The 23,421-nt window shown below is 62.9% G+C and carries 21 protein-coding genes; 5 read left to right on the forward strand and 16 right to left on the reverse strand.

The window, feature by feature from the left end; genetic code table 11:
• Window positions 1-72 precede the first annotated feature (72 nt).
• The 10 genes from ACUXH0_RS21965 to ACUXH0_RS22010 form a co-directional block, all read right to left on the reverse strand.
• A complete protein-coding gene (locus ACUXH0_RS21965) occupies window positions 73-1,509 on the reverse strand; it encodes a caspase family protein (protein WP_182594605.1) in 1,437 nt (478 codons plus the stop codon).
• A complete protein-coding gene (locus ACUXH0_RS21970) occupies window positions 1,506-2,162 on the reverse strand; it encodes a type 2 periplasmic-binding domain-containing protein (RefSeq protein ID WP_182594604.1) in 657 nt (218 codons plus the stop codon). The genes ACUXH0_RS21965 and ACUXH0_RS21970 overlap by 4 nt, the downstream gene beginning before the upstream one ends.
• Window positions 2,159-2,890: an RNA polymerase sigma factor gene (locus tag ACUXH0_RS21975; RefSeq protein ID WP_182594603.1), complete on the reverse strand. Its 732-nt coding sequence runs from the start codon at window positions 2,888-2,890 to the stop codon at window positions 2,159-2,161. Before ACUXH0_RS21975 ends, ACUXH0_RS21970 begins: the two co-directional genes overlap by 4 nt.
• A 67-nt stretch (window positions 2,891-2,957) precedes the next feature.
• Window positions 2,958-3,380 carry a T3SS (YopN, CesT) and YbjN peptide-binding chaperone 1 gene (locus tag ACUXH0_RS21980; protein ID WP_182594602.1) on the reverse strand — a complete coding sequence of 141 codons (423 nt, stop codon included), beginning with the start codon at window positions 3,378-3,380 and terminating at the stop codon, window positions 2,958-2,960.
• Window positions 3,381-3,551: 171 nt separating this feature from the next.
• Window positions 3,552-4,499: a glycerophosphodiester phosphodiesterase gene (locus ACUXH0_RS21985; RefSeq protein ID WP_182594601.1), complete on the reverse strand. Its 948-nt coding sequence runs from the start codon at window positions 4,497-4,499 to the stop codon at window positions 3,552-3,554.
• Entirely contained in the window at window positions 4,474-6,114 is a 1,641-nt protein-coding gene (locus ACUXH0_RS21990; protein WP_259393739.1) for a hypothetical protein, read from the reverse strand. The genes ACUXH0_RS21985 and ACUXH0_RS21990 overlap by 26 nt, the downstream gene beginning before the upstream one ends.
• Complete coding sequence (locus ACUXH0_RS21995; RefSeq protein ID WP_182594600.1) at window positions 6,111-6,974, reverse strand: hypothetical protein; 864 nt, start codon at window positions 6,972-6,974, stop codon at window positions 6,111-6,113. Before ACUXH0_RS21995 ends, ACUXH0_RS21990 begins: the two co-directional genes overlap by 4 nt.
• A 92-nt stretch (window positions 6,975-7,066) precedes the next feature.
• Window positions 7,067-7,993, reverse strand: coding sequence for a hypothetical protein (locus ACUXH0_RS22000; RefSeq protein WP_259393738.1), 927 nt, complete (start codon window positions 7,991-7,993; stop codon window positions 7,067-7,069).
• Between the two features lie 125 nt (window positions 7,994-8,118).
• On the reverse strand, window positions 8,119-8,745 hold the full coding sequence (locus tag ACUXH0_RS22005; protein WP_182594599.1) for a DUF4755 domain-containing protein: 627 nt from the start codon (window positions 8,743-8,745) through the stop codon (window positions 8,119-8,121).
• Between the two features lie 32 nt (window positions 8,746-8,777).
• A complete protein-coding gene (locus ACUXH0_RS22010) occupies window positions 8,778-10,391 on the reverse strand; it encodes a hypothetical protein (RefSeq protein WP_182594598.1) in 1,614 nt (537 codons plus the stop codon).
• A gap of 568 nt (window positions 10,392-10,959) precedes the next feature.
• Between ACUXH0_RS22010 and ACUXH0_RS22015 the strand changes: the two genes are divergently transcribed.
• The 3 genes from ACUXH0_RS22015 to ACUXH0_RS22025 all read left to right on the forward strand — a co-directional run bounded on the left by ACUXH0_RS22015 (window position 10,960) and on the right by ACUXH0_RS22025 (window position 16,330).
• Entirely contained in the window at window positions 10,960-12,444 is a 1,485-nt protein-coding gene (locus ACUXH0_RS22015; protein WP_182594597.1) for a toll/interleukin-1 receptor domain-containing protein, read from the forward strand.
• Window positions 12,441-14,411, forward strand: a complete 1,971-nt coding sequence (locus tag ACUXH0_RS22020; protein WP_182594596.1) for a PGDYG domain-containing protein — start codon at window positions 12,441-12,443, stop codon at window positions 14,409-14,411. Before ACUXH0_RS22015 ends, ACUXH0_RS22020 begins: the two co-directional genes overlap by 4 nt.
• A 275-nt stretch (window positions 14,412-14,686) precedes the next feature.
• Window positions 14,687-16,330: a hypothetical protein gene (locus ACUXH0_RS22025; protein ID WP_182594595.1), complete on the forward strand. Its 1,644-nt coding sequence runs from the start codon at window positions 14,687-14,689 to the stop codon at window positions 16,328-16,330.
• A 195-nt stretch (window positions 16,331-16,525) separates the two neighbouring features.
• On the opposite strand, the gene ACUXH0_RS22030 is transcribed toward ACUXH0_RS22025, so the two are convergent.
• Window positions 16,526-16,723, reverse strand: a complete 198-nt coding sequence (locus tag ACUXH0_RS22030) for a hypothetical protein (protein WP_182594594.1) — start codon at window positions 16,721-16,723, stop codon at window positions 16,526-16,528.
• Between ACUXH0_RS22030 and ACUXH0_RS22035 the strand changes: the two genes are divergently transcribed.
• Window positions 16,722-17,174 carry an efflux MFS transporter permease gene (locus tag ACUXH0_RS22035; protein ID WP_182594593.1) on the forward strand — a complete coding sequence of 151 codons (453 nt, stop codon included), beginning with the start codon at window positions 16,722-16,724 and terminating at the stop codon, window positions 17,172-17,174. The two genes, ACUXH0_RS22030 and ACUXH0_RS22035, sit on opposite strands and share 2 nt — an antisense overlap.
• A gap of 145 nt (window positions 17,175-17,319) precedes the next feature.
• On the opposite strand, the gene ACUXH0_RS22040 is transcribed toward ACUXH0_RS22035, so the two are convergent.
• Both ACUXH0_RS22040 and ACUXH0_RS22045 read right to left on the reverse strand, forming a co-directional pair.
• Entirely contained in the window at window positions 17,320-18,456 is a 1,137-nt protein-coding gene (locus tag ACUXH0_RS22040) for a hypothetical protein (RefSeq protein WP_182594592.1), read from the reverse strand.
• A gap of 119 nt (window positions 18,457-18,575) precedes the next feature.
• The gene (locus tag ACUXH0_RS22045; RefSeq protein ID WP_259393737.1) at window positions 18,576-20,513 is read right to left on the reverse strand and encodes a cell wall anchor protein; all 1,938 of its coding nucleotides are present in this window, start codon (window positions 20,511-20,513) and stop codon (window positions 18,576-18,578) included.
• 294 nt (window positions 20,514-20,807) lie between these two features.
• On the opposite strand from ACUXH0_RS22045, the gene ACUXH0_RS22050 reads away from it, so the two are divergent.
• Complete coding sequence (locus ACUXH0_RS22050) at window positions 20,808-21,155, forward strand: helix-turn-helix domain-containing protein (RefSeq protein ID WP_182594591.1); 348 nt, start codon at window positions 20,808-20,810, stop codon at window positions 21,153-21,155.
• Between the two features lie 15 nt (window positions 21,156-21,170).
• Here the strand turns inward: ACUXH0_RS22050 and ACUXH0_RS22055 are convergent, their stop codons facing one another.
• From ACUXH0_RS22055 to ACUXH0_RS22065, 3 genes are all read right to left on the reverse strand, one after another.
• A complete protein-coding gene (locus ACUXH0_RS22055; protein WP_182594590.1) occupies window positions 21,171-21,470 on the reverse strand; it encodes a hypothetical protein in 300 nt (99 codons plus the stop codon).
• 102 nt (window positions 21,471-21,572) lie between these two features.
• Window positions 21,573-22,499 carry a hypothetical protein gene (locus tag ACUXH0_RS22060; RefSeq protein ID WP_182594589.1) on the reverse strand — a complete coding sequence of 309 codons (927 nt, stop codon included), beginning with the start codon at window positions 22,497-22,499 and terminating at the stop codon, window positions 21,573-21,575.
• Complete coding sequence (locus ACUXH0_RS22065) at window positions 22,496-23,410, reverse strand: recombination directionality factor (RefSeq protein ID WP_182594588.1); 915 nt, start codon at window positions 23,408-23,410, stop codon at window positions 22,496-22,498. Before ACUXH0_RS22065 ends, ACUXH0_RS22060 begins: the two co-directional genes overlap by 4 nt.
• Window positions 23,411-23,421: the final 11 nt, after the last annotated feature.

Raw genomic sequence — 23,421 nt, forward strand, 5'->3', positions numbered from 1 at the left:
GCACGGGAATATGCTCTGCACCGGCGTGTGCCGGGCCGAGGTGTGAAACCGAGGAAACGGCTGGCTGGGCGGTTACGGGCTCTTGCGGGTGGCAGCGCTGAACATGTTCATCAGCGATTCGGGCGTGACTTGCCCGGTTTCCGCCTGCACCTGGAAGAGATTGAGCCGCGCGGGCATGTAGCCCTGCGCGGCGGCGGCCTCGTAATAGCGGCGCGCACGCGCCACGTCACGCGTGGTGCCATGCCCGAGGTAGAACATTTCGCCCAATGCGTTGAGCGCGTAGGGCATGTCCTGCGCGGCTGCCAGGCGGAACCAGCGCAGCGCGATGGTGCTGCTGCGCGTGACCCGCGTCCCCGCGCCAAAGCCCTCGCGGTAGGCCACGCCCAGCACCGAGGCTGCCACTACATTGCCTCCGCGCGCTTGGCGTTCCAGGCGGGGCAGGTCGTCGCGGTTGACGCCCTTGGCTTCACGCTCGATCTGCTGGGCCAGCATCATCTGCTCGTCCTGGCCTGCGGTCTGGAACCATTGCAGCAGGGGCTTGCCATCGGCGGTGCTGAGGGGCGTTGCGTCGCTGGATGCAGGCGCGGCGCCGCGAGCGGGTGTGCCGTCCACATTGCGTCCTGGGCGCGCGAGCATCAGGCTGGCCTGGGTGTTGGGGGCCGGTACGAGTGCGAAGTCACCGACCAGCGAGGTGGCGATCCACGGCCGTTGCTCGTCGTGCGTGCTGGCGCGTACTTCGGTCATGACGCGCTTCATGACGTCTTCGATGGACATGCCGGGGCGCGTGAGCCAGTTCGACAGCGCCTGCGCGAATGGACCGTTGGCACCGCGTCCGTCCAGTGCGCGCTCGCCGGGTTGCGTGGCGTAAGCCACCAGCATGCCGTTGGCGGGCTTCTGCGCGACAAAACCGGCTGGCGCGCCGGCACCGCGATAGGCACCGCTGAAGCCGCCCTCATCGGGGTCGTTGCGGCAGGCGTCGAGCATGACCAGCGACAGATACGCACCGCTGTCCTTCAGGCGTGCGATCAGGTAATCGACCGGCATGGCCGTTTGTGACAGCGCATCGGGGCGATCCAGTGGCGCGCCGACCGGAATCAAATAGTTGCGCCCCCGGATCTGCATGCCATGGCCGGCGTAGTAGAACGCGGCGGCACCGCCGGCCTTCATGTGCTCTGCCAGGCGGCCGAGCGCCTGGTACAGCGTGTCGCGATCGGCATTGACGAGCAGTTCGGTGGCGTAGCCGGCCTGCTTCAGGCGTGCGGCAATCAGGCGGGCATCGGTCTCGGCGTTGCGCAGCGCGTACTGGCCGGGATAGCGCGTGTTGCCGATCACCACCGCAAACTTGGGCGCGCTGCGGTAGTCGATCGATTCGGCCCGCGTGGATGCGGAGGTGACCGGCGCGGGTGTGCCGGAAGCCGCGGGTGCGGCTCCGGAACACAGAAGCCAGGTTGCGATGGCCGTGGCGGCAAGCCGCATGCCGTTGCCCGAGCGTGTGTACGGTCTGCTCATGGCCGGGGTCTGGTGATGCGCGCGTCGACCACGACGCCCGTTGCCTTGAGCCTGTCGAGCGCCTGCTGCGCATCACCTTCACGCATGACGATCCAGATCATGCCTTGCTCATCGGGGCCGCGAACGATCTCGAGCTTGAGTGTTGCCAGCGTCTTGCGCAGCTCGCCCAGTGTCACGCCATCGGCAAACACGGCCTGGATGAGTGGGCCGGTGGTGGCGGAGTTGCCGTCCGAGCCTCGGAAGACCGGCGCATTGGCATCGGTGTTCAACTGCTCCAGGCGCAGGGTCTGCACGCCGGCCAGCAATGCCAGCGCCACAATCGACGCAAACGCCCAGGCACCGGCTGCCGGCCGTTGCCACCAATCCATCATGCGCTGCCACCAGGGCTGTGCGGGAGTGCGCTGCCGGTTCTTGGCAGTCTGCAGCCTGGGCAGCGCATCAAACGGCACCAGCGGTTCGGTGTGTGCCGCGGCGCGGGCATGCACGGCCGCACGGCTGTGCTCGACGAGCACGCGATCCGCATGGGCGGCCTCGGCCAGTTCGGGATGCGCGGCAATCATGTTGGCCATCCAGGCTTGCTCTGCGGCGTCGAGCTTGCCGCAGGCGAACAGGAACGATTGCGCTTCAAAGCGCGCCAGGTCTTCGCTGTTCATTTGGTTTTCTCCTTGCGCATACCCAGTTTGCGGCCCAGGCACGCGCGCATGCGGTCGGCCGCCTCGCGCACCCAGCCCCGCACCTGCTCGCCGTTGAGCAGCTTGCCCTCGGGCATGTGGGCCTGCAGCACTGTCTTCATGCCTTCGTAGGTCAGGTCTTCATCGAGCGCAAGCTCCATCGCCAACCGGTAGTTCGGGCTGCGGCCGGACGGCAGCGTTTCCAGGCACGCCTGCGCCGCTGCAACGACCTGCTGCTGGTACACCGCATCGCTGACGTCGTCGCGCGGCAGCACCGGACACATCAGGCCGTTGAGCACGTTGCTAGGGCGCTCTTCATCGGCCGGGGTGTCGTCGGCCTCAGTGGTGTGGCTGCCACCGAGGCCGCCGTTTCGTAGGGCATCGCGAACACGCACTTCCTTGTAGTGCTTGCGCAGTTCAGTGAGCGTGCAGTGCCGCGTGATGTGCTGCACCCAGGTCTTGACCGAGCTGCGATCCGGGTCGTACTTGTGCGCGGCATTCAGGATTTGCAGCCAGGTTTCCTGCACTGCCGCGATGGCGATTTCCTGGTTGAACTTCGCTGCCTGCAGGGCGCACAGGTCGATGGTCTTGTGGATCCGGTGATAGAACTCCCGTTGCGCTCGTTCAGCGGCGCGGCTATTTGCGCCGAGTTCGCCGAACTTGCGCAGCAGGTGCGTCAGCTCTTGGTTTTCGAGGTCGTCGCGAATCATTCCCGAGGTTCTCAGCGTGGTGTCCGGTCAGGCCAGGGCTGCTGGCGGAGGTGCATGGCGCGTTTGCTCAGTTCAAGGTGGGGCTTGCCTCGCCAGCAGCCCGCACGCCCTGCATGGCGTCCGCAAACATCATGACTGCGCGCATGATCGCCCGCACGGCGCGCGACAAGTGGCGCTCCCACGCGGCCTGGTCATCGAACAGCAACTCGACGGAGAACCACACCGAGCCACCCAGCGTATGCGCCTTGACCAGCTTCATGCGGCGGTTGACCTCGTCGAGTGCCGCCAGTACCTGTTGCCGCTCGCGTTCGGAGTCGATGTCCCAGACGCTGGGCAGGAGCAGCTTGGCGAAGTCCGGGTCGTGGTCGTCAAAGCACAGTGCGTAGGTCATGCCTTCACGCTTGAAGCGGATGTCGCCGTCTTCATCGCGTTCGGCCGGATAACCCTCGGCGCGCAGGTAGTCGAGCAGGTGACTGACGTGGTCTTGCATAATTTTCTCCTGGGTGAACGAATGCTTGCCGGCTACCGTGGCGCGGTCGATGCGCCACGGGGTTGGCAGATACCCTTCATTCGTTGCGAGGGGAGGAAACCGGAAGAAAATTTTGGGGGCTCCGTGGGGTTGCGCGGTGGAACAATTGCGCTCTGCAGCGCCTGCGCGGCACTAGCGCAGGTGCGTTGTCTGCCTGACTAGCGCGCAGAAGCTGTCGGCACGCCCGTCGATGATGGCGCCGCTCGGCAGCCGGTTCGTCCGGGCATGTGCACGGCCGATCGCGTCTGCCAGTGCGGTATCGCCATCCACGGCGTAGGCAAACACTGCCAGTCCGGTGGCGGCGGCGTCTTCCAGCAACATGGGGTTGGCATCCATGGTCTTGGCATCCACATGCACGCCCACGGGCTTGCCCAGTTCGGCCACCACGTCCAGCATCCAGGCGCGCGTCAGGCGCGGCGAGCTTGCGTGTTGCGCGACCAGGCGTGTCCAGCGGTTGGAGGCGGCAGCCTCGGCGTTGCGCCCGTCGAAGACGATCAAGCCAAGATAGCCCTGGCGGTCCGCGCCGCGCGCGCAACGCAGCGGCGTGCGCAGGCCGGAGGTCAGGAACCAGTTGCCGTGCGGGATGGCCTGGTGCAATTGCGCGACCAGGGCCTGTATCGGCTGGCAGTTGCCGACCACCTCCTTGATCTCGGCATTGAAGGTCTTGTCCGGATAGGCGGCGGCAATCGCGGCGGCATCGGATAGCAAAGGCGGGGCCTCATTGGTGGCGCGGCCGCGTAGCGTCATGCGGGCGCGCTGCCAATCGGCAGTGGTCAGCTTGGCCACCGGCAGCGAGCCGCCGGTCAGCACGGCGCGGCCCGTGGTCAGGTCGTGGTGCAGCACCCACGTACCGTCGGCCAGTTGCTGCATGTCGATCTCCACGCCATCCCAGTCGCCGGCGTAGGCGCTGCGCAGCGCGCTGGCGGAGTTCTCGGGCGCATCGGCCGAACCCCGGTGGGCGTGGATCTTCATCCCCAGGCACTCGGCCAGCGCCGGTGCAGCGGGCAGGGCGCACGCCAGCGCAGCGCCCAGTGCCACGCATGCGCGCGCGAGATCAGGAGCCCGCAGGGTGATAGCCATAGGAAAGCCCTTGCAAGACGCGGGTGCGAATGGATTCGTTGATCGGGTAGCCGTAGCCTTGCCCCACTGCCACCACGTGCGCAATGTTGGTGAGCACGCTGCGGCTGGTGCTTGCGGATGCGCCGTCTGCGCCGCTCGCGTTGTTCATGCCGCGCGCCCATTGCAGCATCTGCGTGAACAGGGGGCTGCGCGTGACGGCGTTGTCGGTATAGGACAGCGACACCCACACGCCGCACAGCGTGGCCAGCAGCACACCGGTGGCGATCAGTGCGGCGCCGCGCGTGAGCTTGCCGTCGGCTGGTGCCCGCAGCAGCAACAGCGTCTTGGCCAGCAGGTAGAGCAGCTTGGAGAAGTGCCCGATGGCACCCAGCAGCGAGAAGAAGAGCGCGATGGCCGGAACGACGGCGGCGCGCGTGGCGTCGATCCCGGCTTGCGCATACTTGCCGCCATTCGCGAAGTCGCTTGCCGAGGCCTCGTACTTGAACAGCTCCTGACGCACCTTGCCATCGACGAAGGCGTCGTACACCGGCGTGAATTCGGCGGGCGAACCGTAGGAAGTCGCGATGCGGATCTGCGGCGGCAGCTTGAGCGTCTGGCGCAGTTCCTGCTGCACGCCGGGGCGGGCAACAAAGGCTTCGTACGACAGGCCGGGCGGGATATGGTCATTGCCCACCTTGACGCTGCGCGCGCTGGCCGACATCTGCTGGCGGTAGCGCTGTTCAACCGCCGCGCGGAACGTCGCTTCGTCTGCCGGATTCCAGTCCGCAGGCACCGGCACGCTGCGCCGCACGTGCTTGACGACAGCGCCGCGCGCCCGGGTCGGTACGGTGGAGGGCTGCCACCCGCGCCGCGCAAGCTGGTTGCGGTAATCGTTCCAGGCGCGATCCTGCTGGTTGCGCAATCCTTCGTCCGAGGCGGTCGGGATGCGGGCGTACTGGCGCCATTTGTCGCCCAGCGCCGTCATCGCATCCTGGTAATCCTTGTAGTAGGCCTGCGGCGGTTCGGACCGGCGCACGGCCGTGCGGATGAGCGCTTCCTTCACCGTGCGGGTCTTCTCGTCGAGCCGGTCGACCGATACCGCCAGAAAGGGGAACAGCGCGAGGAATGCCTTGCCTTCGGGGCGCGCGAACAGCGCATCGTCTTCCACCAGCCCATCGAGCTTCAGCCGGCCCTGCACCAAAGAGCGCTGCAGCAGTACGGAGTTGACGGCAATGCGCCGGAACTCCGCATCGCGCGTGAAGACGATGCCGTCAACCAGCGTCTTGATGGCGAAGTAGACCACCAGCACGGTCACTCCAAAGCACACCGCGATGACCTTGTAGCTTGGCTTGCCGGCACCCTTCTTGGCGCGGTGCGTCAGCATTAGTTGAAGCACCACCAGCGCTGCTGCAATGCCCGACAGCGTGCGGCCGTAGAACTCGATGCGGTGCACATCGTCGATGCTGGTATCGCCGCCGACCACATCGAGCAGGCGCGCATTGAACCCCAGCTCGAAGGTCAGGTAGAGCAGCGTCAGGCAGATCAGGACAAGGCCCTGCCTGAGCAGGACGGATCGCGTGGAGGGGCTGCCGGCGGCGGTGCCGGTCACCTGCTGAGAAGCGGAAAGGGTATTCATTTGAGCAGGTCGACACGCACCGGTTTGATTTCCTCGGCGGGGAAGGACATGGACGCCGGGCCGCGTGCGATGGGAGGCGTGCCACCAGTTGTGCTGGCATTGGTGCTGCCGCGCTTGCGATGGCTGGTGCTGACAGTGCTGGTCGTGGTGGTTGGCGGGCTGGACGGCGCGCTTGTGGTCGGGGCGCTGGCGCCTGCGGTGGTTTGCGGGAGCCCGGGAACATAGCGGTTGCCGTCGCCGGTGGGGGCGTTGCCGGTGCTGCCTTCAGGTGCGCGCAATGAAGCATCGGCAAACGGCTTGGCGTTCAGGTCGGTTCCTGGCGGTACCGGCACCGCAGATTGCAGCATGCGGCTGTCGGCATAGGTGTAGCGCACAAGGCGGCCATAGCCAGGCATGTCAAAGGTCAGCGCGTTGTTCTTGGTGTCGAGGTTGGCGCGCGGGCGGTCTTTGCAATTGCCGAATTCCCAGTGCAGCACGTCGCTGCCCTGCACGGCCAGCAGCACGTACTTGTAGGGGCAGTTGCGCTCCTGCGTCTCGATGGTCACCACGGTGCGGTCGCCGATGTTGTCCACGCGCGCCACCTTGGCGGTGACGGCGTTCTGCAGCGGGATCACGCGCATGTAGCGCGCCAGCTTGAGTGAATAACGGCCGCTGTCCTTGCGCAGCGTGCCGTCCGAGCCGTCCTGCAGGTGGAATGTGTCCACCACCGTGCCGAACAGCTCGGTGGTATCCACCCCGAACTGCATGCCGCCATGTCCGTTGGGGTTGACGGCGCAACCGGTCAGTAGCGCCGTCGCACCAAGCGTCATGCACAGATGGCGCACCGAGAGGCGAGCGCTGGCGGGAAACAGGGCACTCATCGTAGCGCCACGTGGGGCGGTTGCCTTAATCATGCGACGGACATCACAGGGAAGCTGGCTTGCGCTGATGTTGCTGGGGGTATGCGTTGTCATCAATCACTGCAATAGTCCACAAACGGCTCTGGGCCTTTTAGGGAGAGAATCAGATTGTCTTTCTGCTTCTTGCGAAAGCATTCAGTGTTCTTTTCCGCATACCGGTCTATCTGCCTTTGCTTATCGTCTTGCGCTTTCTTCCAGGTCGGGTAGCTGTCAGTCTTTACGCCAAGCTCAACAAGGTAGGCGGCCAGCGCCTCGTTGCCGGTATCCTTGGCTAACGCATAGAGGTTAGGGGGCGGGCTGGTGAGGGCTGGGCGGTAGATGATGGAGGACAGAACCGGGTCGTTCAAATCGACGCCGTGTTTCTGGAACAGTTTCAGTTGCTCTTTTGCTTTGGGGAAATTTTCCCGCACTACGGCGAAAGGCAAGCTGGCTATATCGGTGGAATTTTTCCGGGTGACAGGCATCTCTCCCTGGAGGAATAGCTCCACCACGCGCAAGTCTCCAGTCTTGGAGGCTTCCCAAAATTTGGAGAAGTTCCACTCCACACCGATATTCTTAAGCTCCACGCGAGGGTCCTCACTCTTTCCGTTCTTGATGTCGGTCAGGGTGGTATTCATTGCCACCAATGACTTCTGGATCTCGGCCGCCCACGGGAAATTGGCTGCAACCAGGCCTCCCTGCTCGGCGTGGCGGGCACTGGCAATGGCTCCTACACTGAACGCTGCCGCGCACACCCCTGAGCAAAGCACCATGCTGGAATGCAATTGCGCGCCCCTCGGAACGCCCACCAGCTTCATGATCAGCAGCGCGAAAAACACAAGCACTGCCAGCACGGCCACATAGCCGATATAGGGAAAGTAGGGGCGCAGGAAATCCAGGGCAGGGATGAGGACGGCGGTGAAAATCGTCATCACCGCGTTGATCGGGCCAATATGATCTGTGACCCACTTCCCTCTTTCTACATACGCCTCTGTTTTCATGGGTGTCTTGGCATCCATTAAGGTGGATAGCACGGTGTTTCGCGCTATCCAAATCTGGCGAAACCCCGCATTGATCAGGGCTTCCGGAACATCTCAGGCAACGACGCCGTGGCGGGCGTCATCCTTTATTGGCGGTTCACGACCTGGCGCATGATTTCCATCCAGCGGGCGTGTTCCTTCGGCGGCATGACGATGCGCCACTTCGGATAATCGATGTCGCGCACAACGATGAACATGCCGCTGCGCTGAGCTGCCGCTGCACCTGCGCTGATGTTGGCAACGGCACCTTGGAATCCGCCCCCGACGACGGCCCCGGCCGTCTCGTGAGTCGTCTCCCACTCGCGGATGTCATCGAAGCTATACGCCTTGCGCCGCGGCCCTTCGATCAGTGCAATCTGGCGCGTCGCCGGGTTGAGCGCGATACCCGACGCCGATTCCACACCCGAGGCGAACAGATAACCCGCACCATCGGCCAGCCCGATCATTTCGCGCAGTCGTTTCTCTGCCGACGATTTTTGGCTCTTGCTCCAGCGAAACATCACAATGATCGGCGCGGCTGCAACGAGCAAGACAATCAATCCGACCATGGTGTATTTGCCCGTGATCAGCGCCAACACGCCGACAATGCCGACAAAAAATGCCCAAAGTCCGGACAGAATCCACATCAACTTCATCAGAGCACGCATGTCATTGCCTCTATTGTTTTGGGGAGTGAGAAAAAGGGATGTCGTGTATCGCGGATGCAGCGCCAAGGCGGCGCGGTGCCGCCTTGGCGGGTATTGACTTATTGCACCCAAGCTCCGACGTAGCCCCGGCTGCTATCGCTGGGGTTGATGGCATGCTCGACGACGACGAATTTCGTCAGACCGCCTGCCGTGACGAAGCGATAGGCCTGGAACCACGGGTTGCCCGGCAAGCCAACTGCAGAGGCGGGCGCTCCCGAGAGCAGCGCCGAGACCTTATCCGCCGTCAGCGTGATGGGCGCTTGGCCGGCAACGCTGATGGTGGCGTTGCCGGAGGCATCCACCGCAATGCTTGAATGCACCGTCAGGGGCGTTGTGGCCGATACGCCATCACGGCGGCAGTCTTCCCAGTATTGCGAGAAGGTGACGCCCGCCAGATCGGTGGCCGAGGTCACCTTGGTTGCGGTCTGCGCGATCACCACGTCGGTCGACTTGAGCCCGTCGATGCCGTCGCCCGGGTTGGCGGCCATGCAAACCATCGAACCGGCCGGCAGGTTCGGGTCGCTCGCCAGGCTTGCGTAGTTCATGCCGTACTGGACCGGGCTGCCCCACAGGAAGCCGCCATCCGGCTGCGGCGTCACCGTGATGGCCTGCGAGCCAAGGTTCAGTGTTCCGGCAGCGCCCACGCCCTTGTCGACGATCGAGGCGATACTCGGCGTCATGCCCGGTGCGTTGTAGTGATAGTCCGAGTAGCCCACCGCGCCTTGCGGGACGGCCGGCATGGTGGCCCCGGCAGCGCAGGCTGGAGCGGGGCTCAGACGCGTGGCCGTCCAGGCGCCGGTCCCCAATGTCGATGTGGGATCGTTTTTGGAGTACGTCCCGACTGCGCTACCCCAATCCGGGCTGTTGAATGAACCGGAAAGGAAGTCGATTGTCCCGATCGTCGAATTCAAGACTTGCTGCGACACCGACGCCGTGAACACCCATTTCTGCACTGCCGGAACATAGAGTACCGAACCACTCAGATACGCCCGGGTGCCATCGCTGTGCGTGATGGTGGAGCCAAAGTTGCTGTTTACCTCGCTGATGGTCGCCACGAAGGTGTCGTCCGAGCGGTCGGCATGGTTGAACTGCCACTGGCCGGCAAACAGGCACATGTTTTGGTTTTGCATATGCGTTTGCGCCACTGCGGGCGACACCAGCGTCTTCTGCGGCGAGGCGGCCTGAATGGCGGCGGTGACGGCCGGGTCCGCAGAAAATGCGGCGGGCGTCTGCGCGAAGTTCAACTGCGTATTGGCCAGCGCGGCAACGGACGCCGCCGAGATCTGGATGCTGCTGGCCGGGTTGCCGCCCGAGTCGAGCGATTGCAGGAACGCGCCGATGTTGGTCACGGTGTCATTGGTCACATCGGCGGCGTTGGGTACAAGTGCCAGCGGTGTCACCACGGCTTGCCCGGTGGCCGAGCCAATGGTGACGCCGCCCACCAAGAAGGTGACGGCCAGGCCGGGCACGTAGTTGAAGTGGCCGGCGGCATCCGTCGTGCCGCTCAGACTGCCCGAAACATAATGCAGCCCGCCAACGGGCGCATCCACAAACACGCCCTGCGCGGCTTGCGGCGTGCTTGGGTTGTTGGGGGCGGTGGCGTTGCCGGAATTGTCATTGCCTCCACCGCAAGCGGCAAGGGTGGCACAGAATGCCAAGCATGTGAAACGCATGTTGTTCGTCTTCTTTTTCATCGTAGATCGGCCCCGTGTTGCGCATGGAGGCTTGTGATTGATACGGCAATTAAACGATTGCGAGCACCCGTCTTTGGAGGGGTATTCCACGCAATAGAGGGGGTGTGGCGCAGATATCGAAAAGGCGATTTAATCAGTTCGGTTGGTACTGATTTCGCGGTGCAATTGGGCGTAACGGCTCATCGGTTTCTCCAGGTTGAGCGGCTTCCTGCCGGATCGTCGGGTGACGCATCATCACGCCATTACAGGGCCGTAATCTCTTATTCGTTGGGGCGAGTCAAAACCGGAAGAGTTTTTTCGGGCGACCAGAATCAAGCCCGGCGGCATGGGGGAGGGAAACGTCACGGATGACTGCCTTCAACGTCATCGCGGCCGCCTGAGATACCATGACCGCCTTCACTTGCGTATGCCCAAAGCGTCCGTGATCACGCTGAAACGCGGCAGACTCAAATAACAAGTGCAACGCCGGAATCGTCCTTGCCAATCAGGGCTTGGCTTGATCTGGCGTGTTGGGGAAGCGCATCGAGACACGGGGGGAAGTCGTCGAATGAGTTCTGTTTTTATTTCCTACCGCCGCGAAGACAGCGAGCATTTTGCAGCGCATTTGCGCGATGGTTTGGCCTCTCGGCTGGGGCCGGCCGAGGTGTTTCTGGATGTTGAAGACATTGCCGCCGCGGCCGACTGGAAGGGCCGTTTGCGTGCCGAGCTGGAGGCCGCAGCCTTGCTGGTGGTGGTGGTGGGCCCCCAATGGCTGGACGCGTTTGCCAAACGGGTACCGGCTGAAGACCAGGTGTTGTGGGAGATCCAAACCGCATTGGAACTCAAGCTCACCGTGTTGCCGCTGCTGATTAGTCGCGCTGATTTGCCGGCAGCGCAGGATTTGCCGGAGTCGATCCGGGCCTTGCCGGTGTTCAATGCATTGACCCTGCACAGCACCCGCCGCGAAGACTTCGACAAGGTGTTGGGCGAGGTGATTCTGGCTGCTGAAAAATGCCGCATTGGTCTGGCGGGCCGTGTGCCGGCAGGCTTGAGCCAACTGCTCGACACCCAGGGCGACATGTTGGCGCGTTATGGGCAGCAACCTGACATTCTGACGGTAGAGCACTCGAATGGCCCGCCGTGGCGGGTGCCCGCAGTCGAGGTACTCAATGCCGCAAACGGCGTGGATGAACAGCGGATCGAGGTGAGTCTGGACGACAAGCCATTTGCCCTCCAACTGGGTTCGAGCGCTGCTTTCGATTTGTACGCCAAGGATGCCAAGAGCCGCGGCAAGAAGTTCTACAGCACCGAGACCGCACGGCTGCGGAGCGTGAGCATCGAAGCGGGTGGGCGAGTGCTGCTGCAGTTTCAGCAGGCCGAGTATTTTGACTACGTCAAAACCAATATGGCAATGGATTTCCCCGACCCTATGGATGGCCGTTTGCGTGACGAGGTGCACCCCCATGGCCGGCTGGAGCCACTGGCCCAAAGCGACCTAGCCAACCACACTGGCATCAGCGGCCTGGTGTTTTCCAACGACGGCAAGATGATCATCCAAAAGCGTGGGCCGCAAGTGTTCACCAATCCGAATCAGCTGTGTCCCGGGTATTCAGGGGTGTTGAACGCCAATGATCTTCGGCAGAGCTTGGGGCGGCACGAACAGGCCACCCTTAACGAGGTGAATGTCCTGCGTGAATTGCACGAAGAGCTGGGCGTCAATGGCCGGCAGATCACCAACCGCTGCTTCATGGGCCTGAGCCGCGAGTTGCTGCGCGGTGGTAAGCCCGAGCTCTTTTACGCGGTGGATGTTCAGATGTCAGCCAGTGAAATCTTGGCTTGCTACCCCATGGACCGCGAGGGCGACATCATCGAAGTGCCACTGCGTTATGCGCGGGCACGCCTGAGCCTCGAAGAGTCGCTTTACTACCGCGAGCGCTTTGAGAAGCTGGTGACGCAGTTGGAAAACGAGGGACGCGCCTTGCTCAGTGTGACCTTGTTGACCAATCTGGCCTTCTGGGTCAACCAGAACCAGCCTGCCCGGAGCGTGGCATGAGCGCCTCGCAGATGCGCGCACAGGGCTCGGCCCTGAATCCAGATCTGGCGGCCATCGAGGCCCTCAAGCTGCCTTATCGGTCCAAGCCGGTGGAGGTGCAGGTCGAAATCGCCCGCCGCGACCAGACCGTGGACACCCTCGAAGGGCCGGTGGCCTGCCAGGCCGGCGATGCCATCCTGACCGGCACCGCGGGCGAACGTTGGCCGGTGCCGGCCGCCGAGCTCGACCAGCGCTACGTCTGCCTGAGCCCCGCCACTCAGGACACGCCAGGCCGCTACCAGAAGCGGGTCAAGACAGTCGAGGCCGTTCAGCTGCGGGCCCCGTTGGCGCTGACCTTGTCGCAGGGCCGGGGCGTGTTGCAAGGCCAAGTGGGGGACTGGTGCGTTTGGCATGGCCCTGATGACCTGAGCATCGTGGGCCGGTCGATTTTTGCGGAAACCTACGAGCTGTTGTTCATCCCGGTTTGGGTGGGCCTGCAGGCCGATGTCATTCCGTTGCCAGACCTTGAGGCTGCGCTGCAGGCCTTGCGCCAGCATCTGCCACACACGCCCATTGTCGTGGTGCGGGAAGATGAGCCCGCTTTTGAGGGGCAATCCTGCTGGTGGCGCGTGGCGACGCCGGGCGCGGCGGCGGCAGCAGCCATCGAGCCCAATGCCCCGACCCTGGTGCTGACGCCGCAGGAACTGCTGGCGCCTGAAGGCTTGTTGGCGGCGCTGGCCTCATCGGTGTCGGAAAGCGCGGGGGCTTACACCCGGCGCGTGCTGTGGAACCTGCTGCCTGGGGCTGCGGGCGAGGCGGAAGAGCCCGATGCCGTACAGGTGCTGGCTCGGCAACTGGCGGCCTTGGAGCATTTCAATGCCCACTTGGCCGAGACCTCGACAGAGCAGGGCTGGCCCCTGATACCGGAACGCACCGAGCTACCCGAACCGGCGGGGTTGGACCGGATTCACGCGATTGGCACAGTGGCGGATGGGCTGGCTGGTTTTTACCAAACCCGCTGGCAGAAGCTGGTGCTGGCGACTACGAATGAGCTGGCCGGCCCCGACAGCAAGCCACCGGCGCCGAATCCGCTGCGCTTGCTGGCTTTTGTGGTCCGGCCAACATTGATCGTGCTGGGTTTGCTGGCGGCACTGAGCCTAGCGGCGTTTACAGAGTTGGCCGATGGCTGCCAGGCCGACGACGCGTTTGCCTTTATGGGTTGCGCCAACCCGGTCTGGGAGCACTGGTTTGGCATCGTCTCGCTCTCGCTTTACCTGGTCGCACTGGCTTGGGCTTGGTGCCGATATGCCCAGGCCAAGGCAGAGAAATGGGAGTCTCGACACCAGGACTTGCGCCTGTTGGCCGAGTGTTTGCGGGTGGCCTATGTGCGGGCCCTGCTGGGCAAGCATGACGAGGTGGCCGACGACCTGCCGTTCACCGAATCCACCGAGTCGGCCTGGGTTCGTCTGGCCCTGCGGGCGCTGGCCCAGGCCCAGCCGGTGGGCGCACCGCCGCCAGGTGCAACGCCGGCCGCATCGTGTGCGGCAGCTCGCCGCTGTTTTGTGAACCATCAATTGGTCTACCACCGCAAGAATTTGCTGGCACGGCGCGAGCGCGCCATCCAGCTATTGGCTCGGTCGTCGCGCTGGGGTCTGCGCTTGTTCGCCGGGATGGTGGTGATGCTGGTGGTCGATGTCACGCTGCGGGCGTTCTGGGAGCACCCCCTCAGCCCCATGGCGCATCATTTCGCGGTGATTTTCTTGGTGCTGGGCTTGGCCGCCTGGGGTGCCTGCCGCAAGGTGCTGGACACTCTAGGCTTGGAGCAGGAATTCCAGCGTGGCCAACGGGTGGTGGTCGCGCTGGAACAGGCTGAACAGAACCCTGGCCCTGAGCCGACTCTAGAGGCCGCTGCAGCCTTTCTTGACGACCAGGCGGGTTGGCATGCCCTGCACCGCAGCAAACCGGTCGAAGCGGCCACCGGGGGGTGAGTCGGTACCCAAGCGGAATTTGCCCTCCTACAAGCGTAGACGGTTCGTTCGGCTCAATGGTTTCGATTTGCAGTCCGCCGCCACACGTATCCAAGCGCTGATATCACCAACGGCGACGACCTGGAACGAGTGGTTCCCCAAGATCAGCCAGTCCAGCTTCTCGGAGTCAAGTTCGTCGGCAGTGAACTTCTGAATACCGATCGACATAAGGAACAAGAAAAGAATCTAGTGAAAGAAGCGGGCCGCGCCACTCGGCGCGACCCTTGCGATGTACGGTGCAGCATATCGGTCGGGTGGACAGGTTCGGGAGCCTGATTAGCCAGCGGATCAGCAGATACAACGCCGGGGCCAATCAGGGCTTGCCTCGCCTTGAAGTGATTTTTCCCTTCCTGGATGGGACGCTTGATCGCTACCAGGCGGAGCGCGTCATGCGACGCAAGAAGGAGAGCGAAAGGCGGCTGGATCTGGCCAAACGCAGTGACGAGTCGGATGAAATGGACGCATCCATGCCGGGCGGCGGCGGCGAGGACCCTGCGCCCGCGCTGCCTGCACCTGGCGAGAGTCCCGATGCCGTGTTCTTTCCCGATCTGGCACGGCAGGCAGCCGACGGTACTGAGCCGACGCCGCTGCGCCTGCCTGCGTCGGTAAGGCGTGTTGGGCAGGATCCCTTGACGATCCATCTTGAACGCCGCAGGTATCTGGCCGCATGGCATGCCGTCGCCGTGAGTGTGGATCTGCCTGCATCGACACGGTTGGCATGTTGTATTCCGGCGGAGACTGCCACTTCGACAGGCAAGCGGAGGAAAAGGACCTTCGAGGTGGCACACCGTCTGGAATGGCTCGCACCTCGCCAGCCGGACGCATGGCATGCGCTGCCAGGCGGGGCTGATCTGGCCGATGTGCTGGCAGTGTCGGTGCCGTGCGCAGTCCGGGGTAATCCTGCGCTGACGGCCCAGGGCTTCGTGTGGGACGATGACGCCAATACGCTGGCGTTGTCTGGGGGCGTTTCTGCCACAGCCGCTCTGGCACCCCGGCACGTTGACGGTACCAAGGTGCTGCTCGAATCGGTTGGAGACGATACCTTCTGGCTGGTGCGCGCGCAGGTGGCCAGCGAAAGCAGCTTGTCGGCGTCCGTCGGTGACATTCGGTCCTGGATAGCCTCCCTCAATCGCGGCCGCCGTTGGGGCTATCTGGCTGCAGATGCCGGCCAGGTCTGGGTCGTGGCGTTTGTCAGGAAGTCGGGCGACGCGGAATTGCCGCTGTTGGGCAATGTTGGGCGCGCGTTGCGGCGTGCGGCGCTGCACTATGGATCCAGCGGAGCGAATGCGGAACCGGCGCGCTACCGCTCCCCGACCGGATTCCCGTCGCTGCAATCGATCCGCAAGCAGTATGGCGCGCAGTCCACCGGGATGACTGCGATGTTTGGCAAGAACGTAACCGGCTTTTCCATGAAGAACGAAGATCTCCAGGCATGTGGTCAGTTTCTCGCCGACGTGCCCGTCTGGTTTGCAGAGGCTTTCTCAGCCGTGCTCGATAACCTGTATGAGGCTGCTGAAATCGCTGACGAGAACAGAGGGTTGGCCGTGGACAAGCAGGTGCTGCTGGATGGTGGGATCCTGCATATCCAGACCGAAGGCGCCGAACGCTTCCGCCTGCAGGCGTGGCTGGATCTGCAAGGTACGCAAGGCAATGGCGGCATGCCGACAATGCTGTGGAGCTGGCTGCCAGCCCTCTCGACAAGGGGCCGGCACCGCAGCTCCCCCTGTCGGCGCTCAACGAAATGCCCCATGCGGATGTGGACCGGTGGGAGACAGACGATCTGCCCCGTCAATACGCGTACACGCTCAAGGGCGAGAAGTATCGGCACCTGGCCGTCAGTCATTCGCCAGCAAGCTGGGACCGTTCGCGCGATGCGTTAATGCAGGCCTGGTGCGCGGCGCTGGCATGGATGCGGAATCCCACGACATTTCAGCGCCGTCACTGCCGCGCGGCTTTCGAGACTGCGATGAAGTCGTGAAGTCCGGCCGACCCAGCTCTCGCTCGGACCGGCTGCTCTGGAGCCATCGGTTGTCAACCCTTTCCTCCAGGCGACGGATGGATGGGGGGGCGTCGGCTTATCGGATACCCGTGTCCTCCAGCAGGCCCGTCGGCCACGGATATGCCACGATCACCTCGGCCGACAGGTCCCATACCGAAGGTCGCCCTCGGAAGAACCGCATGCGGTCGCGCATCATCGGATTCAGGGAGGCCACGTCGTCCAGAACATGAGCCTCCGCAGCGACCGCCATGCGCGCGACACGCGGGTGCGACATGGCTGAAGTTCAGCGCCGTGGCTACGGCTGGCGGAGCATATTCCTGATCAACCTGCCCATCGGGGCAGCTGTGATTGCAAGCCTGTCGCTGATCCCCGAGATTGAAGCGAACCCCGGCGAGAAAGTCGACAAGCTCGGCACCTTGGTCTTTGGCACGGCAATCATCCTCGTCGTGCTACCGCTGATCGAGGGGCAGGTCTTCGGCTGGCTGCGGTGGGCCTTTACCGCCATTGCCGCCGGTGTCGCCCTGGGTCTTGGCTTTTTTATGGCCTTGCGGGCGACGAAGGATCGCGCCGGTCAATCGCAACTGCTTCCTGCGGCCTTGCTGCGAAACCGCGACTATATGGCCGGCCTGCTGCATGTGGCGGTTCTGTTTTCAGTGATCATCGGTCTAGTCATGGTGCTTGGCATAGCCAGGACCGCTTCGCTGGGTTTGGTTAGCGGCTCTTAGGCGGCGGTGATCCGGTTTCGGAAGTCGGCGCTTTAGCGCTCTCATCAAGTTGTGACCGCGAAAAAAAGGAGCGCGCGGCAAGAAGGGCAAGCCTCAGAAGAGGCTTGCAATCGAGTCGGCGCTTGTTATCCGGTACGGACGAGTCTCAATGAGGCAGCTTACCCGCGCGGCAGTTGTCCACCCACTCCCATTCCATCTCGAAATTGATCATTGCGGTGTTACCGTTCTCCTTGCGAAAAGCGTCTTCCCAAGAATGAGTGCAGGGATTGCTCTCCGTTGGCCAGTCAGTACGATCTTCTCCTTTGATGGCTCCCACGACTACTTCGGCAGCGCTTACCGGGGTCGGCGTTACCGTAGTACTGGCGGATTTAGTCAGAAGACCGTCCAGCGAAGCCAGCACCTTATCAGCATTCGGTGTCCCTGTCGGAATATGTGCCTTGCAGGGTTGGAAGGTCGTATTGAAGATTCCATAGGTGGAAGTATCCAGTCGATCAGGTGTTTGCGTGATCACGCCGTTTTCATCCCACGAAAATCTCCAATCATTGGTTGGTGAATCAATGCCGAGATAGCATGACTGGATTTTCCCGGTCTCCGGGTAGAGGTTATAGTTAAGAGGCAAGTCGCCATGGGAGCCTTCATAACCAAAGAGGCTGTACTTGATCTTCTTGCCATCTTCAGCATAAGTCACTACCGTTCCTTTAGGCTGAGCATTGCCATCGAGCAAGAAGGTTTGCTGGACTTTACCGCTATCCGGATAGTATTTCTCGCCAGCGGTATTCACACCATCCGAAAACCCTCCTTTGTAGGTCAAGGCATGATCCTTCGGGCGGTAGGTTTTCACCGTACCATCGATACCTTTCTCGCCAATAGTGGCTGTCACAACTGGCTTGCCATTGCTCAAAGAGGTATAGATCTTTACGTCACCGTAAAAACGCCCTTTCTTGAAAGAGAGTTCGTAAGTTTTATCAGCGCTTCGCGTATCACGGCAAACAACGTCGCCGTCGAGACGACCGTCACTCACGGAGATGTCACACAGCGGGTTGTAAGCAATGCCGGTGGTATCGGCAATTCGGTAAATGAAAGCAAGCGGCCCTGTATTGCCAATGGCTGTCTCAAACGGAACATTGGTGACCTTCCCCGAGAACGGCGTATCGCTGTTCCGGGCATAGATCTTTCCGCCCGAGACGGTCATGTTCCGGTAATCCAGCACACGGCCCGAGCAGGCGGTGAGCGCCAGCGCGGCCAGTGCAGAAGCCAGCAGGGTTGCAGTACGCGGTTTCATGTGTTTGCTCTGTAAGGTGATGTTCAAAAGAAAGCCGTGCCTGCAGAACAGGCACGGCTCAGTCGGTCCCCGTCACGGTCGCCTGCCTTTTGGGGCAGGTTGCCGTTCTGTGTCATGGGCTAGTTGTTGTACTGCCAGGCATTGCTGTAGTAGAGGCCGCCGGCTTGCCAGCCCAGTTGCACCTGCTGAGCCTTGACCGCACCGCAACTGGCGGTCGCCGTCAGCCCGCCAAGTGCATTGGCGATGGTCGATGAGAGCGATCCGTCGCTGTTGGCAGTCGGAATGGACGAGTTGATCGCCAGGGCCGATGTCAGCGCGGAGGGCACGCCGTTGACCACGGACCTGGGGAACGACGAGGCGAACGCTGCCCATAGGTTCGGATACGCCGGTGCGTTGACCGGGTTGGTCCACGTCACCGTGGCGGAATTGCTGGGGGGATTGCATCCCGGTCCCGTGGTGCCGGCCGTCAGATAGCTGGCCACCGTTGCGTTGCTCAGCGTTTGCCACGGTGCGTGAATGCCCGCTGCCGCGGCCACGTTGGGACCGACATTGAGCACCTTCTGCGGCGTGCCGATCGCGGTTCCGGTCGCGTCGTACATCGTGACGGTGTAGACACCGTACTGCGCAACGCCGGAGACATCCACCGGCTGCGAGGCGTACTCGGCCAGCCCGCTAGGAGTGTAGGAACTGCTGCCTCCCGACAGCGACGCCCACGACCACTTGTACTGCGTCGACATGCCGATGTCGGGTCTGGGGACGGGGCCATTCGTCACAAACGGCGCAGTCAATGCCGGCGCCGGGAACGTCAGGCGCGGACTGATCCGCGGATCGATGTTCGTCATGTAGACGCCGCCGGCCGGAAGACCGGGACCTTGCACCGAGGCGGACGTGACGAGCGTGGTCGTGGTGCCGACCGTGAAGCTGGCCGGAATCCGGATATCCAGCCCCGACTCGAAACGCCCGTTGCCCGCGTCGGCTGCGTTGAGGAACTGCTTGCGGCCCAGGAACGAAGCGATGTACAGGTTGAACTGCTCCTGATTGCCGATGATGTCCCAGGAGCCATCGGACCGCTGCTGCACGATGTCGCTGGCGAAGTTCGCCATCCCCGTCGCGTCCGTGAAGAGGAAATACACCAGCGCAGCGTTCCCGGTGATGTTCGGCAGCGTATTGGGCTTGAGGAACGTTACCGTCTTCACACCCGTCAACTTCGAGCCCGCGGCCGTCAGGCCAGGATGACGCGCCTGGAGGGTGGAGAAGCCCTGGTTCAGATAGCCAGCATCAATGGCCGTCGAACAAGCTGAGGCCGTGCCCGCCAAACACTGGCCCAACTGCGAAACCAGCGTCGCCAGATAGTTCGCCGGCTGCGGCGGCACCGCCAAGGTCGCCGTGGACGACGCGCCTTGGTTCAACTGGATCGCCGTGTTCGGGTCCGCCACGCTGGAGAGCTGCAGGCCGCTGTCCTTGGTCGATTGCGTGATAGTGATGGCATCGATCACCGCATCCGCACCCGTCTGGTTCGGCGTGAAAGCACCACCGATCGGATCAAACGACCCAGCATCCAATCCCTTTGCCGCCAGGATGGCTGACAAAACGGCATTGAGCTTCGTCACCGAAGCGGAGACGGCAGAGGAGGTGACGACCGCTAGCGCTGCAGACGAGGCCAGACCGCCCGGATTGCCATCAGACGTCAGTTGCGCGGTGACGGCCGTGGTCAGCGGCGTCACGTTGGCAACCACCGGTGCGGCGCTGCCGGTTGCTGTGCTCGCGACGATCGAATACAGCGGCAGCGAGATACCGCTCGGGTCGCTGGCGGTGATGAGCAGCGGTGCGGTGAGGCCAGCCAGCTGCACCGTATAGCTGCCATTGGCGTCACTGGTGGTCGATGTCGTCTTGCCCTTGGCATCAACAACGACGACCTTGGCGCTCGACAGTGCCGAGCCGACTGCGACGGTGCCCGTCAGACTCTGCGGGCTGGCTGCAGGAGCCGTCGAAGTGCCGCTCCCAGCAGCACTGCCGCCATCCCCGCCGCCACAGGCTGCCAGAACGGCAGCCATCATGGCGCTCAGGACGAATTTGCCACCCCTTACGTAGATCTTCTTCAATTTTCAGCTTCCTTTGTTGGTGTTGTTGGAAACGTGTTTCCGATGCGGCGTCGACCGTCTTGCGGATTTGCGAGGTATTGGTTGATAACCACCCCTTCGAGACTCGGTCCCCTGTGGCGCTGGAGATCTCTCGAGGTCGCCATCCCTCCGACTATATCGTCATTCAACTAATTAAGTTGAATAGCAACCCTAAAAACCCTTCATTCCAATCGGACGGTATCCAACCATTCGGGTGGAAAAGGAGGGCGCATGGCGGGTACCGACATGGACCGACTTGCGGAGATGGTGGGGCGGGCGATCGCGAGAAACCGCGTTGCAAGCAACCTCACCCAGGAGCAGGTCGCAGAACGATTGGGTATCGGTAACGAAGCGGTATCGCGGATGGAGCGAGGCGTGGTCATGCCGACCGTGGCCCGCTTGGCGGAACTGGCTGACATTTTCCAGTGCGATTTGCCAGATTTACTCACCGAAGTGAGCAATCGCTCCAGCGATCAGGCCAGCTACATGACCCGCTTGCTCTCCAAGCTAAGCAATAACGACCGGACCATGGTGGTCGAGATCGTCGAGCGCCTGACAGGGCGCTTGGGTCGTCGCTGACTATCCGCAGGCACCTCAGTAATCGTCGGGTAGCAGGATCGTGGTGGCTGACCGGTCCGCCTCGGTAATGATCCAGACTTTGCCGCCTGTCGGAATTGGATAGCTCGACAGGATGCGCAATCCCAATAGCACCGCCAGTTCATTCTGCAGGCGGTCGTCTTCAGACAACTCACCCCAATCACCGTGGACGTGTCGGGCCAATAACAGTACCTCCGGTAGCTTGGCGGCTTCGAGCGCCGCGAGAGCGGCTGGGGTAACCAGGGTGACGCCGAGTTCGAAACGCGGCTTGGTGTAATCGATATTGGGTTGTTGCATGGTGGGTTTCCTGAAATGGGGACGTGCATCGGCCTCCGAAGAAACCGGATGGGACACGTCGGGTAGGAAAGAGAGAGAAAAGCAGCCGGGCGGTAGCCCGGCTTATGCCGTCAGGTTGAATTCGGCGAGCTGACGACGCAGGGCAATGGCTCGGGCCTGCGAGCAGCCAAGGTGACGGCGGATGTCGGCGACGGTAACCCGCACGCGGCCTGCACCCACGTCTTGTACGAGCCGAACCAGGTCAGGATTGGGTGGCGCGACCGGGTTGCCGCCCGGTTCGTGACTCGCCATGACTGGTGGATGACTGACCGTGACCGGTTCCGGGACTGCTGTGGTTGTTGGTGCCGCAAGTCTTGGCCGCAGCGTGACGGCCCACAGCAGGCAGGCGACGCTCTCCAGTACCGCAGCGAAGACAAGGCCTGTCAGCAGGTCGATGCGAGTCACGGTGGTGCCCAGTAACGCAGCCAGTCGTACCGTGACGGAATCGGTTGCCAGAGCGTCGCGCCGTGCCTCCGTCAGGTCATCCGCCGTTTGCCGACGCCGAATCTCGCCGGCTTCTGCCTCCAGCGCATCGAGCTTGCCAGTCAGGGTGACGCGACGAGCTTCCAGTACCGAACAGTCATGCGGGCAGCGACGTGCATTCGCTATCGCTAGCTGCGCGGTCACGGTGGCCCGCTCAGCCATGACTACCGTGAGGCTGCGTCCGGCCACAGGCTCGGTCACCGGAACTGCCGCTGCCCGCAGATCCCCGGCATGCTGCTGGGCCAGCAGGAAGAACGTCAGGTGGCCGAAACAGGCGGTTGCCATACAGGCCAGCCACAACACGCCGGCTACAGTACGCACCCGGCACGGCGACTCTCGGACCAGGGTAGGCAACAGGTGTGCACTGACGACCAAGACAACACTGATCGCCACCCACACCAGCCGCTCGGCCAACGATCCGCCACGCTGCCAACCGGCCAGCACCGACAGGCAGATTGCGGTGCCGGTTGCCCCGATCGACAGTGCCCAGCAGGATAAGCGGATCATGCAGCCGTCCCGCCTAGCAAGGCCGCCTTGCGGTCCAGCTTGTCGCACAGGCTGGATGGTCCGGGCTCGCCAGTCGCTCCAGCGTCGCCGGACGCCTGGCTGTCGCCACCGGTCTCCGGATAGAACTCCTCCGCGACCGCCGTCACCTCCTCAGGGCTGTCCTCGAAGGCTCCATTGGCAAAGCCGATCTTGGCGGCGATATCCAGGGCGGTCTGATCGAATCCGCTGGCCTTACGGCGTGCGTCCAGCTCGCGGGCCTCGGCGATCGTGGCTTCCATCGTCGCCCCCGCCCGAACGCCCAAATCCACGTAGTAGATCGCGGCCCGATAGCTCTGGGTGGTGGATTTACCTCGCAGCTTCAGTTCGAGTGCCAGGCAGGCCAGCAGGTTGCCGGACACCGCGCTGAAGTACTGCAGTCGCGCGGCCAGCGTGCGGATCGAATTGAATGAGGTGGTGCGGAAGATGAACGAGCCCATTTCATCCTCGTCGCCCACGATCACGTTCAGCCGGCCATACGGCTTGCAGCCGCCAGCTCCGCCGAACTGGCAGCCGTCAGGTGAAGGGCAGGGCAAGATCGCAATGCCGTCCTGCTCGACCCGCTTGCATCGCTCGCCGTTGCCGACGCAGACAGGGCGTCCGGTCTCGCGGTCGAAGAGGCAGTACTCAGCACGGAGGTTGAGGTCCGGATCGTTGAACAAGAGTCGCACGGGAATCGAGCGCAACTTGCCCGGTGTCGCCTTACGTAGCGACTCGTTGAGCGGATGGAGCATCCACCCATCCCGGTTCTGCACCTGGGTGGTCAGCGTGAATTGATCATCTTTCTCCGGCAGGCGCTTGCCGTTCTTCTCGACTACGCGGCCAATTGAGATGCGCCCGATGACGGGCGGGGTAATGGCGAGACCTTTGAGCATGAGAATGGGCT

The sequence above is a fragment of the Ralstonia sp. 110700041-2 genome (assembly GCF_056280165.1).